Source organism: Pseudomonas putida (assembly GCF_028682475.1).
GTDB lineage: Bacteria > Pseudomonadota > Gammaproteobacteria > Pseudomonadales > Pseudomonadaceae > Aquipseudomonas > Aquipseudomonas putida_AG.
This window is the reverse complement of the sequence record NZ_JANHLE010000008.1, coordinates 41,518-54,720: the sequence shown is the minus strand read 5'-3', so window position 1 is coordinate 54,720 and position 13,203 is coordinate 41,518. Positions and strand designations below refer to the sequence as shown.

11 protein-coding genes are annotated in these 13,203 nt (G+C 61.9%); all 11 read left to right on the top strand.

Annotated features, from left to right (window positions below; genetic code table 11):
• Positions 1–309 precede the first annotated feature (309 nt).
• The 11 genes from NPS47_RS09230 to NPS47_RS09175 all read left to right on the top strand — a co-directional run bounded on the left by NPS47_RS09230 (position 310) and on the right by NPS47_RS09175 (position 13,195).
• The gene (locus NPS47_RS09230) at positions 310–1,701 is read left to right on the top strand and encodes an FAD-binding oxidoreductase (RefSeq protein WP_274294682.1); all 1,392 of its coding nucleotides are present in this window, start codon (positions 310–312) and stop codon (positions 1,699–1,701) included.
• A 51-nt stretch (positions 1,702–1,752) separates the two neighbouring features.
• Positions 1,753–2,691: a LysR family transcriptional regulator gene (locus NPS47_RS09225; RefSeq protein ID WP_274294681.1), complete on the top strand. Its 939-nt coding sequence runs from the start codon at positions 1,753–1,755 to the stop codon at positions 2,689–2,691.
• 55 nt (positions 2,692–2,746) lie between these two features.
• Positions 2,747–4,087 (top strand): MFS transporter, encoded by a 1,341-nt coding sequence (locus tag NPS47_RS09220; RefSeq protein ID WP_274294680.1) that lies wholly within the window; start codon positions 2,747–2,749, stop codon positions 4,085–4,087.
• Positions 4,088–4,432: 345 nt separating this feature from the next.
• On the top strand, positions 4,433–5,578 hold the full coding sequence (locus NPS47_RS09210) for an AI-2E family transporter (RefSeq protein WP_274294679.1): 1,146 nt from the start codon (positions 4,433–4,435) through the stop codon (positions 5,576–5,578).
• Between the two features lie 14 nt (positions 5,579–5,592).
• Complete coding sequence (locus NPS47_RS09205) at positions 5,593–7,101, top strand: efflux transporter outer membrane subunit (protein ID WP_274294678.1); 1,509 nt, start codon at positions 5,593–5,595, stop codon at positions 7,099–7,101.
• Complete coding sequence (locus NPS47_RS09200; protein ID WP_274294677.1) at positions 7,098–8,216, top strand: HlyD family secretion protein; 1,119 nt, start codon at positions 7,098–7,100, stop codon at positions 8,214–8,216. The genes NPS47_RS09205 and NPS47_RS09200 overlap by 4 nt, the downstream gene beginning before the upstream one ends.
• A complete protein-coding gene (locus tag NPS47_RS09195; RefSeq protein ID WP_274294676.1) occupies positions 8,206–9,258 on the top strand; it encodes a DUF2955 domain-containing protein in 1,053 nt (350 codons plus the stop codon). Before NPS47_RS09200 ends, NPS47_RS09195 begins: the two co-directional genes overlap by 11 nt.
• Positions 9,252–9,695: a potassium channel family protein gene (locus NPS47_RS09190; protein ID WP_274294675.1), complete on the top strand. Its 444-nt coding sequence runs from the start codon at positions 9,252–9,254 to the stop codon at positions 9,693–9,695. Before NPS47_RS09195 ends, NPS47_RS09190 begins: the two co-directional genes overlap by 7 nt.
• 133 nt (positions 9,696–9,828) lie before the next feature.
• Complete coding sequence (locus NPS47_RS09185; protein ID WP_274294674.1) at positions 9,829–10,869, top strand: AraC family transcriptional regulator; 1,041 nt, start codon at positions 9,829–9,831, stop codon at positions 10,867–10,869.
• A 225-nt stretch (positions 10,870–11,094) separates the two neighbouring features.
• On the top strand, positions 11,095–12,435 hold the full coding sequence (locus NPS47_RS09180; protein ID WP_274294673.1) for an MFS transporter: 1,341 nt from the start codon (positions 11,095–11,097) through the stop codon (positions 12,433–12,435).
• 34 nt (positions 12,436–12,469) lie between these two features.
• Positions 12,470–13,195 carry a nitroreductase gene (locus NPS47_RS09175; protein WP_425313487.1) on the top strand — a complete coding sequence of 242 codons (726 nt, stop codon included), beginning with the start codon at positions 12,470–12,472 and terminating at the stop codon, positions 13,193–13,195.
• Positions 13,196–13,203 lie beyond the last annotated feature (8 nt).

Genomic DNA, 13,203 nt, shown 5'->3' with positions numbered 1-13,203 from the left:
ACCGTGCAAATTTGGAAGATAGCGAACAAGGATGAGCTACCCTTCCCCATTGATAACCATAAATTATAACTAAACTAAATAACTATTTAGTTGAGCTATAAATACAACCCAATCAGGTGGGGCATCAGCAACTGCCCTCCACTCGCTTCGCTCCACCAACCCAGGCATGCCCGCAAGACCATCTCTTGAACAGATGACCCCATCTGAAATCAGCACTACAGGTGTTGGCCAAAGCCTGCCTAAGATGAGCAATAACTCCCTACAAATGCCGCACGTTTTACGCGGTGAACAAGAACCGGAGACTGCTCGATGCCCCTTCCCCACTCCCTGTGCGACGACCTGCGCCTGTTGCTCGGTGACCGTTTCTCCACTTCCGCCAGTGTGCGCGAGCACCATGGCAGCGATATTTCCGCTCTCGACCCGATGCCACCGGATGCCGTTGCCTACGCCAACAGCCTCGACGACATCGTCAGCATCAACGCCGCGTGCTACCAGCACGATGTGCCGATGATCGCCTATGGCAGCGGCACGTCCCTTGAAGGCTGGTTGCAGGCCACTCACGGCGGCGTGAGCATTGACGTCTCCGGCATGAACCGGATTGTCGATATCCGCATCGATGACATGGACGCCACCGTACAACCGGGCGTGACCCGCAAGCAGCTCAACGCCGCCTTGCATGGCACCGGGCTGTTCTTTCCCATCGACCCTGGCGCCGATGCCTCCCTGGGCGGTATGGCCGCGACCCGCGCCTCCGGTACCAACGCCGTGCGCTACGGCACCATGCGTGAAAACGTGCTGGGCATGACCGCGGTGCTGGCCGACGGGCGTGTGATCAACACCGGTGGCCGGGCGCGCAAGTCTTCAGCAGGCTACGACTTGACCCATTTACTGGTGGGCTCGGGCGGTACACTGGCGACCATCGCCGAGCTGACCGTCAAACTGCACCCGATCCCTGAGGCCATCTCGGCCGCCGTGTGCCGCTTCCCCAGTGTCGATCACGCTGTACGCGCGGTGATCCAGATCATCCAGCTGGGCGTGCCCATCGCCCGTATCGAGCTGCTCGATGCCTTGACCATGCGCGCCCTCAACGCCTACAGCAAAACGCAGCTGCGCGAGGTGCCCTCGTTGCTGTTCGAACTGCATGGTTCCGAAACCGGTGTGAAGGAACAGCTTGAGACCGTACGCATGGTCGCCGACGAACACCAGGGCCTGGATTTTGAATGGGCGCTGCATCCAGAAGACCGCAGCCGTTTGTGGCAAGCCCGCCACGACGGCTACTTCGCAGCCCTGGCCCTGCGTCCCGGTTGCCGTGCCCTGACCACCGATGCCGTAGTGCCGATTTCGCGCCTGGCCGACTGCATTGAAGCCACCGCTGCAGACCTTGCGCAAAACGGCTTGCTGGCACCGATCTTCGGCCATGTCGGTGATGGCAATTTCCACGCGCTGATTCTGGTCGACCCTGATGATCACGCCGAGGTCGAGCGCGCCGAGGCGGCCGCACACCGCCTGGCCGAACGGGCGATCGCGATGAACGGCAGCTGCACCGGCGAGCACGGCATCGGTTTGACCAAGCAGCACTTCATGACAGTTGAACACGGGGAAAACGCGGTGGACACTATGAAGGCGATCAAGGCCGCACTGGACCCCAAGCAACTGATGAATCCCGGCAAGATCTTTCCTCGCGGGCACGCCGCAGGCTAAGGCGCTGTACCATCACCGGCCCCGTACGTTCCCATCCTGCAGGAAGCCTGAATGGAAATCCGCCAGATCAGATACTTTGTCGCCGTGATTGATTGCGGCAGCCTGTCCCAAGCCGCGCGCCAGGTGCATGTGGCGCAATCGGCCTTGAGCAAACAGATGTCGGCGCTGGAGGACGAGCTGGGGGTGCAGCTGTTTCATCGCAGCCACAATGGGGTGGTCGCCAGTGATGCCGGCAAGGTGTTCTACGAATATGCGCAGGGCATGCTCAAACACCTGGCCGATGCCCGCTCCGCCGTCACCAGCAGCCCGGACGCGGTCAGCGGCTCGATCATCGTGGCATTGCCGCAAAGCGTCGCGACCATCCTGGCCATGCCGTTGATGCGGGCAGTGGCGGCGCGCTACCCGCAGGTAGCGTTTCACCTCAATGAAGAGCTGACCGGCAACGTGATGGACCAACTGATCCGTGGCCGCGTGGACCTTGCCCTGTTTACCAGCGCCGACCTGCCCGCGCAGGTGCTGTTCAGTGCCTTGATCGAAGAAGACTTCTACCTGATCCACCGGGCCAATGCACCGGATGCGCCAGCTGCCGGTGAAGTGTCGCTGGAGCAGGCGCTGGCCCGGCCGCTGGTATTCCCGAGCCAGGCCCATGGCCACAGCACCCGCACCCTGGTTGAACAGGCGGTGGCACAGCACGGGCTGAGCTTGGGTGAGATCGCCATGGAGGTCAACTCGGTACACATCCTCAAAAGCGCGGTGGAGGCCGGCATCGGACACACCATCATGCCGTTGAACCTGGCCATGCGCGAAATTGATGACGGGCGTCTGGTTGCGCACCGGATTGCCGCTGACGGCATGTCGCGCACCCTGGGCATCTGCAGCTGCGCCGCAATGCCTGCCAGCCACCTTAAAACGCTGATCAGCGAGTTGATCCGCGACGTTGTCCGGGACATGTGCGCGTGCGGTGAGTGGCCAGGAGGCCGCGCGCTCTGACCGGTTGTACTGCCATTTCAGGATCGCCCCTACAACAACAAAAAAGAGGCTCGAGATGACCACCCTACCGCCACTCCCCGGCAGCATGCCGGACGCTGCCCTGCAAGACGCCTACCGCAAAACCGCGTGGCGGATCATTCCGCTGCTGATTGTCTGCTACCTGGTGGCCTACCTTGACCGGGTCAACGTGGGCTTTGCCAAACTGCAGATGCTCGATGACCTGAAGTTCAGCGATGCGGTGTATGGCCTGGGCGCCGGTGTGTTTTTTGTCGGCTACCTGATGTTCGAGATTCCCAGCAATATCGCCCTGCACACGTTTGGTGCCCGCCGCTGGATCGCCCGGATCATGATGACCTGGGGTTTGCTGTCGGCGGCGATGATGTTCATCGAAACGCCGATGACCTTCTACGTGCTGCGGTTTTTGATCGGTATCGCCGAAGCCGGGTTCTTTCCCGGGATCATCTTCTACCTCACCACCTGGTTTCCGAGCCATCGCCGGGGCGTGATGATTTCCCTGTTCATCGCCGCCCTGCCGATTTCGAGCATGCTCGGTTCGCTGATTTCCGGTTTGATCATGCAGCATTTCGATGGCGTGGGCGGTTATGCCGGCTGGCAGTGGCTGTTCGTGATCGAAGGCTTGCCCGCGGTGGCGTTGGGCGCTGCGGTGTTTTTCCTGCTCCGTGACCGCATTGCCGATGCCCACTGGCTGAGTTCCGAAGAAAAGCGCGGAATGCAGGCGGCGCTGGATCGCGAAGCCCTGGCCAAGTCTCGTCACTCGCTGCGCGACGGCTTGTTGAATGCGAAAATCTGGCTGCTGGGCGGGGTATATTTTTGCCTGGTGCTGGGGCAGTACGTCATCAGCTTCTGGATGCCGACCATCATCCGCAATAGCGGCGTCGCCGAGCCCTGGGCCATTGGCGTGCTGACGGCGATCCCCTACTCGGTAGCCACGGTGAGCATGGTGCTGGTTGGGCGCAGCTCGGACCGGCTTCGCGAGTACCGCTGGCACCTGGCGATCTGCGCCTTCATCGGTGGTGCCGGGGTGGTGTTCGGTACTTTGTTCGGCGACAGCCTGGTGCTGTCGATGATCGGCCTTACCATTGGTACGGCGGCGATGATCAGCAGCTTGCCGGTGTTCTGGGGCATGCCCACGGCAGTGGTTGGCGGTGCAGCGGCAGCAGCAGGGATTGCCTTGATCAACTCGCTGGGCAATGTGGCCGGGTTCTTCAGCACCATTGTGGTGGGCTGGTTGACGCAACTCACCGGCAACACCCATGCGGCGATGTACTTCATGGCCGCTGCGCTGGTGATCGGTGGGCTGCTGGGGTTGAGCGTATCGCGCGCGCAGAATGCAAGCGGCCCGGTAGGCGGGGCCTTGCCCCGCGATGCGATGTGAAGGCGCCCCGCTCCCAATCGATCTCTATGAGCGGCGAATGTTAACGGGCCTGTGCGGCGTCCAACCGGGCGCGAGCCTCCAGGGCCGCTAACACTTCGCGCTCCTCAGCTAACACCTGGCGCTGAGCGGCCAGTCTTTGCTCGGCCACGTCCTGGGCCAGCGTGGTCGCCTGCTGTCATACCGCCACAAAAGCCTGGGCAACCTCCGCAGGCAACCCGGGCAGGCGGGTCTCATCTACTCGATTGCCTATAACTTCGTTGCATCAGCTTGGAACTCCCGGCAATTCAACGTCTATGCTGCCTAAGCGTATCCCGATCCTGGTGACGAATCGCGAGGTGCTAGACGATGTTGCGCACGAACATTTCTGCAAGGGCGTTGTCCGGTGGGTTGCTCGATGTTTTGATTCGCGCCGGCCTGATCACGGTGCTGGTGCTGTTCTGCTTCCAGATCTTTCATCCCTTCCTCAATCTGATGCTCTGGGCAGTGATCCTGGCCATTACCCTGTACCCGCTGCACAACATGCTCAAGGGCAAGCTGGGTAACAAGGACGGCCGCACCGCTACCTTGATCATAGTCGTCGCCCTGGCGTTGCTGATGGTACCGATTTACCTGCTGGGTACTTCGATCAGCGATTCGATCGAAGGCGCCCTGGCCATGCTCAAGTCCGACAGCCTGGAAATTCCGCTGCCGAACGAAAAAATCGCCACCCTGCCCCTCATTGGCAAACCGCTCTACACCTTCTGGCTGCAGTCGGCGACCGACATGAGCAGCGTGCTGATGAAGTTGATGCCTTACATCAAGACGGTCGGTTTGACCTTGCTGGGCAAGATGGCCGGTGTTGGCGTGGGCTTTCTGCTGTTCATCGGTGCCCTGATCATTGCCGGTGTGCTCATGGCCTACGGCGAAAACGGCGAACGCAGCGCCAAGGCCATCGCCACCCGCCTTTCCGGCCCCGAACGCGGCCCGCGCATTACCGAACTGTGCACCGCGACCATCCGCGCAGTCGCCCAGGGCGTGGTGGGTATCGCCTTTATCCAGATGCTGCTGGTAGGGGTCGGCTTCGTGCTCATGGGCGTGCCCGGTGCCGGGCTGCTGGCCTTGGTTGCATTGTTGATGGGGATCATGCAGTTGCCGGTGATTCTCGTGAGTTTGCCGGTAATCGCCTATGTCTTTGCCACCGATGGCACCACGCTTGCCACCGTCGTGTTCGCCATCTACAGCCTGATTGCCGGCATGGCCGACAACATCCTCAAGCCCTTGATGCTGGGCCGCGGCGTCGATGTGCCTATGCCGGTGATCCTGATTGGCGCCTTGGGCGGTATGGTCAGCGGGGGTTTCATCGGCTTGTTCATCGGCCCGGTGGTACTGGCGGTCGCCTATAAACTGTTTTGGCAATGGGTCGAGGACCAACCGCAACTCGACGTACTGGATGAACAACCAGGCGATGAGCAACCGCCACTTGAGAAAGCGAACGAGCATCCACCGGCCTGAGGAGAATGCGCTTGATGTCGTGTCCTGCTCGCGTGAGCCGGCTGCTTTTGTGTGGTGCCCTGGGCCTGAGCGGCTGTGTGCGCCTGGGCCCGGACTTCCAGTCACCGACCCAGCCCTGGGTCGAGCACTGGAATACCCAGGCCCTGGAGCTTGCCAGCCAGCAACGTGCGCAACCCGATAGCCGGCAGTGGTGGCACGTTTTCACCGACCCGGTGCTCGACCATCTGATCGCCGAGGCCGATGCCCACAACGCCGACCTGGAAATCGCCGGCCTGCGGGTGATGGAAGCCCGCGCACAATTGGGCATCGCCTTGAGTAACCGCTACCCGCAATTCCAGCAGATCAGCGCCGACAGCTTCTACCTGAAACGTCGCCAATGGGGCGGCGACAATCCGCAGGACAGCCATTTGTGGCAACACAGCGCGGGTTTCGACATCGGCTGGGAACTGGATTTCTGGGGCCGGTTCAGCCGCGCCATCGAGTCGGCCGATGCGGCCTGGTTCGCCGCCCAGAGCAACTACGAAAACGTTCTGGTGCTGCTTCACGCTCAGGTGGCGCAAACCTACTACGCGCTGCGTACCGCCGAGGCGCGTCTGCTCATTGCCAGGAACAACGCCAAACTGCAAAAGCGCAGCTATGAGATCACCGAGCGCCTGTTCACCAGCGGCGACAACGCCGAGCTCGATCTGCAACAGGCCAAAACCCAGTACCTGGGAACCTTGAGCACCATCCCCGATTTCGAGGCGCAGGTCGCCAGCACACGCAATGCGTTGTCCACCTTGATCGGTCGCCCGCCCGGCGCGATGCCGGAACTCGAAACCAACACCGGTATGGTGCCCTTGGTCGACCGTGCCGTGCTCCAGGGTGTACCGGTCGACCTGCTGCTACGCCGCCCGGATGTGCGCAGCGCAGAAGCGCAAGTCGCGGCCCAGTCGGCACTGATCGGCGTCGCCGAGGCCGACCTTTACCCCTCGATCAGCCTGTTGGGCAGCATTGTCTGGTCCGCGAGCTCGCTGAACGGTACCTCCAACACCCTGGACCTGATCGGCGGGCCGAGCCTGCGCTGGGACGTGTTCGACCATGGCCGAATCACCAACAACGTGCGTATCCAGGATGCCCGCCTGCAGCAATTGATCGTCGTCTACCAGGACAGCGTTCGCCAGGCGGCGCGTGAGGCCGACGATGCAGCGACCGGTCTGCTCAAGGCCCTGGAGCGCGACCGTATCCTCAGCGAAGCGTCGATTGCAGCCGAGCGCTCGGTCTCCCTGGCCAATACCCAATACCGCGAAGGCTATTCGGATTTCCAGCGGGTACTCGATGCCCAGGCGGCGCTGTTCGCCCAGCAGGATAACTACCTGGTCAATCGCAACACGGCCGTCAACAGCCTGATCGCCTTGTACAAGGCCCTCGGCGGCGGTTGGTACAGTGACCGTGCGCTACTCGATCCGGCCACCCGTCAACAGATGCAGCAACGCACCGACTGGGGCGACCTGCTCGATGAAGCGAAGGAAGGTGTCAATTGAGTGAGCACCAACAAGAGCCGGAAGTAACCGCGCCGACGCCTGCGGCCGACCCGGCAAAAAAAGCGGTGAACGGGGTTGCCGTGCTGATCCTCCTGAGCCTGGTCTGGTACCTGCTGGCCGACCGCTATACCCCCTACACGCAACAGGCACGAGTGCAGACCTTTGTCGTACCGGTGGCGGCAGAGGTCGCCGGCACGGTGACCAAAGTCCATGTGCGTAACAACCAGGAGGTCAAGGCCGGCGAAGTGCTGTTTGAAGTGAACCCGCAGCAGTACCAGATCGCTGTCGACCGTGCGCGTGCCGACTTGCAGACCACCCGCAAGCAGATCGGCGCCAACACCGCCGGCATCGACTCCAAAGTGGCGTCGCTGAAAGCGGCCCAGGCCAACGAAGTCATGTCCCGCCAGGACCTGCAACGCCTTGAGCGCCTGTACAAGGAAGACCCTGGGACCATCTCCCTGCGCCGCCTGGAAGTCTCCCGCTCCAGCCTTGATGCGGCCATCGCCCACGTCGCCGCAGCACGGGCAGAAGTGGAGCGCGCGCGCGAAACCCAAGGCGGCAGTGACGAGAAAAATGCCCAGTTGCTCAGCGCCATCGCCAATGTCGACAAGGCCGAACTGGACCTGGCCAACAGCAGGGTGCGTGCCCGCTCGGCCGGCCTGGTCACTGACCTGCGCACGGATGTCGGCCAGTTTGCCGCAGCCGGTGCGCCGTTGATGACCTTGATCGCCATCCACGATGTGTGGGTCACGGCCGACATGACCGAGAACAACCTGGGCAAGGTCAAGCCCGGAACCCCGGTGGGCATCGTGCTGGACACGCTTCCCGGCACGATCTTCGAAGGCCACGTGCGCAGCATCGGCTATGGCGTCAGTACTGGCCAGAGCACGCCAGCCGGGACCTTGCCCACGGTGCAGAACAGCCGTGACTGGCTGCGCCCGGCCCAGCGTTTCCCGGTGATCATCGAGCTTGCGCCCGGTCAGTTGGCCGACATCAACGGTATCCGTGTCGGTGGCCAGGCCGAGGTCATGGCGTTCCCCAGCGAAGGCAACCCGCTGAACCTGCTCGGCCGCCTGTTCCTGCGCGTGATGAGCTGGATGTCGTATGCCTACTGAGCAGCAAGTCCGCGCCAGGCGAGCCCTGCGCCTGGCTACTGGTACTGCGCTGTGCCTGGCTGCAAGCTTCGGCCTGGCCTTGCCGATCCCCTTCATCGCCCCGATGCTGGCGCTGACGATGCTGGCGGCGATGAATCGCCCCCTACCGTTCAAGGCCAGCCTGGGCCTGGCCGTGGTGCTGATGGTGACCACCGGCAGCGGCTTGCTGCTGATACCACTGTTGCACCACTACGCGGCAGCCGGCGTGATGCTGGTCGGCCTGTGCCTGTTTCTGGTGTTCCGCTACGGCATGAGTGGTGGTAACTCGCTGGTCGCCACTTTCATGGTGGTGGGCTTGACGATGATCAGCGCCGCCGGCGCTAGCGAATTCGACCTGGCACTGCAGGTGATCGTCTCGCTGGTCAAGGGCTTGCTCCTGGCCGTCACGGTGCTGTCGATCAGCCACTGGCTGTTCCCTGACCCGCTCGGCACCCAGCCGCCCGCCCCCACACCAGCCCTGTCGGCCGATGAAATCAGCTGGCTGGCGCTGCGCGCGGCGCTGGTGGTGATGCCCGCCTTTCTGTTGGCGCTGATCGATCCAGCCAGCTACATGCCGATCATCATGAAGTCGGTCAACCTTGGCCAGCAGAGCACCGCCACCAGTGCGCGCACTGCCGGGCGGGAACTGCTCGGCTCGACCCTGCTCGGCGGCCTGATGGCGATTCTCTTCTGGTTCGCCCTGGGCCTGTTCGTCAACCTGTGGATGTTCTTTTTGTGGATGCTGCTGTTCGGGCTGGTGCTGGCCCGCAAGCTCTACGGGCTGAGCCCTGGCAACTACAAGCCGGGCTTCTGGCTCAACAGCCTGACGACCATGATCATTCTGCTCGGCCAGTCGGTGCAGGACAGCGCCGCCGGCAAGGATGTCTACACCGCCTTCGCCATCCGCATGGGGCTGTTCATTCTGGTCACCCTGTATGCCTGTGCGATGGTTCATCTGCTCGATAAGCGCCGGCAACGTCGAAATGCTGCCAACCCAACCGCTGAAGAGGCTCGCCCATGCTGATCAACTTTCTGGTAGGCCTACCGGTGATCGTGCTCTGTGTTGTGTTGCAGGCGTTTTTTCTAGCCCTGTGTGCGCGTCGCTATGTGTCGCTGCGACGCAAGATGAACCTGAGCCCGTCCTGGAGCGATGACGTGCGCTTGCTGTCGATGGTCATGGTGGTGATGCTCATTGGCAACTATGTGCAAATGGCGCTGTGGGCCCTGCTGTTTCTGCTGCTGGGTGAATTCGAGGACTTCATCACCGCGCTGTACTTTTCCGGCGTGACCTTCGCCACCCTGGGCTATGGCGATGTGGTCCTGAGCCAGCAATGGCGTCTGCTCAGCCCCCTGGAGGCGGCCAACGGCATTCTCATGTTCGGCGTATCCACTGCAATCATGACCGCTACCGTAATGGACATCATCAAACAACACACGTCTGGCGAGCATGCAAAACGATAAAGGCAAGCGCCGTCGATCGCACTGCAAACCTACCCCTAAAACGCCGTTGGCATATGCAAAAATGCGCGCTCCACCCGTTGTAACCATCTGGTAACTTTCCTTGCAGGTTCTACCACCGGATGGAGATGACCAGATGCTCGCTGCCTATAAAGGAACCACCTCCATCAGCCTGGTGCGTGAAGCCCTTTACGGCGCCACCCAGCGAGGTCTGGACATATCCCTGGCGCTGCAGCAGGCGCGTATCGAGCCGCAACTGCTCTGTTCTGCGAATGCGCGTGTGTGCGCTTCGGCGTTCTCTCGGCTGTGGGTGGCCCTGTCGGACATGCTCGACGATGAGTTCTTCGCCATCGACAGCCACCCGCTACGCCGCGGCAGTTTCCGGCTCATGTGCCACGCCACCATCGGCTGTGATTCGTTGGAACAGGCTTTGCGGCGGATTCTGGCGTTCCTGCGCCTGGGGCTCGATGACCTGTACGGTGAACTGCACCTGGACGGCGACTCGGCGTCGATCGTCATCCACGACCATGGCGTGGAGCGCAGGCTGTTCTGCTACGGCACCTGGCTGATTCTGGTGCACGGGCTGCTGTGCTGGCTCGGCAACCGCAGAATTCCGTTGCAGGCCTTGAGCTTTCGCTCGCCGCGTCCGGATGACGACAGCGACTACCGCATGCGTTTCTGTGAGCACATCGAGTTTGCCGCGCCGGTGACCAAGGTCTGTTTTGACGCATGCTTTCTCAACCTGAAAGTCGCCCAGACGCCCGAGAGCCTGGCCACCTTCCTTAGACACTCGCCGGCAAGTCTGTTGGTCAAATACCGCAACGATGCCAGTTTAAGTGCGCAGATCAGGCAGCGGCTACGCAACCATACGCCGGAAAACTGGCCGGCGCTGGATCAAGTGGCCAATCAGTTGAGCATGTCCAGCTCTACCCTGCAGCGGCGCTTGCAGGCTGAGGGCATCAGTTTCCAGGGCCTCAAGGACAACCTCAGGCGCGATATGGCCATCAACTTTCTCGGCCAGTCGGATCTGACCGTCTGTGAGGTTGCCGCCCAGGCAGGCTTTCAGGAAACCAGCGCGTTTCATCGCGCTTTCAAGAAGTGGACCGGGGTAAGCCCCGGCGCTTATCGCCGTTCCAATAGCGATGAACAGGGCGCGCATCGCCAGTCCCGGCTCTGACTTCATCGGCAGGCTGCTCCCCTGCCCCTCTTCCCTTGCTTACCCCTTGCCCGCGCCAATGTGCCCAGATCGGTCAAGCACATCGACGCCCGCGGGCATGTGCCGCAGCTTCGATCGGCCCTAGGATTCGCAACAGGTTGCGCCGCGGCCCTCACCTGCCCTGGCCAGCTTCTGACATACGACTGTGCACTTCACAAACAAAAACAACAGCGAAGGAGACACGCTATGCAATCGGTGAACATCTATGCGCTAGTGGGGGATTCGAAATTCAATCGTTTCCATGGCCGCATCCTCTTCTGGTGCATGCTTATCCTGATCATCGACGGCTATGACCTGGCCGTGGTGGGCGCGGCACTGCCGGCGATCATGCAGGACATGAACGTCGACCCTACCAGCGCCGGCATCATGGCCGGCTCGGCACTGCTGGGCACAATGCTCGGCGCGATCTTCCTCGGCACCCTGGCGGACCGTATCGGTCGCCCGCGGATGATCGCCATCTGCGTGGCACTGTTCAGCATTTTCACCGCGGTGGCGGGTTTTACCGATGACCCGGTCAGCTTCAGCATGGCCCGTTTCATTGCCGGTCTCGGCATTGGCGGTGTACTGCCGGTGTGTACCGCGCAAATGGGCGAGTACTCGCCACTGAAGTTGCGCACCCGCCTGATTACCCTGGTGTTTGCCGGCTACTCGGTGGGCGGCATCCTCGTGGCATTGACTGCCAAGCAATTGATCCAGAGCTACGGCTGGCAGTGGGTGTTCTATGTCGCCGGGCTGCCGGTGCTGCTGATTCCCTTCATTCTCAAGAGCATGCCGCAATCCATTGGCTATTTGCTCAGGACCGGTCGCCAGGACGAATTGCGCGAGATCGTCGGCAAGATCGAGCCGGGTCGTGCCGTTGCCGACACGGTTGTGGTCACCGGCAATGTCGCCGTGCAGACCCGCGAAACGCCGGTTCGCGATCTGTTCAAGCAAGGGCGCGGGTTCAGCACGGTGATGATCTGGACCGCGTTCATGACCGGCCTGTTCATGGTCTATGCCCTCAACTCCTGGCTCACCAAGCTCATGGCAATGGCCGGTTTCAGCCTCGGATCGGCGCTTAACTTCGTCATCGTGTTCAACCTCGGCTCGATTGCCGGGGCCATGGTCGGTGGCTGGCTGAGCGACAAACTGAGCATCAAGCATGTGCTGGTGTGCTTCTACATCACCGGTGCCATCGCCCTTACCCTCCTGGGTTACACCCGCGATACCACAGCACTGTTCGCGGTGGTGTTCCTTGTGGGCGCTTCGACCCTGGGCACGCAGTTGCTGGCCTATGCCTATGCCGGTGATTTCTATCCATCCGAGATCCGTTCCACCGGTGTCGGCTTTGCCTCCGGCGTGGGTCGCATCGGCGCCATTGTCGCCCCGGTACTGATTGGCTGGCTGGTGTCGTTGAGCCTGCCGCTGCAGCAAAACTTCATGGCCATCAGCCTGGCAGGCCTGATCGGTGCCCTGGCGGTCACCCTGATCAATCAGTCCCGGGCGCAATCGACCCAAGAGAAGAAGGCCCTCGCGCTGTCGCGCTGAACACATGCCATGGCACCACACGCTATCTGCAGGAATGAACATGAACCGATTATCGCCACCGCCAGCCTCTGCACAGCTTGTGAGTCACGCAGTTGACTGGGCAATCACCACGCGACGCAGTATCCGGGCATTTCTTCCCACCCCGGTGGCGCAGGAGGACATCGAGGCCATCCTCGATGTCGCGCGCTTCAGCGCCACCGGGGTGAACATGCAGCCCTGGCATGTTCATGTGCTGACTGGCGAGGTCAAGGCGCGCCTGTCGCGCGCCATCGCCCGGGTCGACAACGATCCGGCGGCCGCTGCACAGCTTGAAGACCCGTACGCCTACTACCCGCACGAATGGAAAGCGCCCTACCTCGACCGCCGACGGGCAGTGGGCTGGGCGCTCTACGGGTTGCTGGGGATCGACAAGGCTGACAAGCCGCGCATGCATGCCCAGCACGCTCGCAACTACCGGTTCTTCGACGCGCCGGTGGGTTTGCTGTTCACCATCGACCGTAGCCTTGGCGAGGGCAGCCTGCTCGACTACGGCATGTTCCTGCAAAGCCTGATGGTCGCTGCGCGCGGCCGCGGCCTGCATACCTGTCCGCAAGCCTCATTTCTCAAATACCACAGCCTTATCTCGGCGCAATTGGGGATTGCGCCAGAGCAGATGCTGGTGTGCGGCATGAGCCTCGGTTACGCGAACCCGGCCAGCATCGAAAACGCCTTGGTGACCGACCGCGAACCGGTCAGCGCGTTCGCAACCTTTCACCCCTGATCACAACA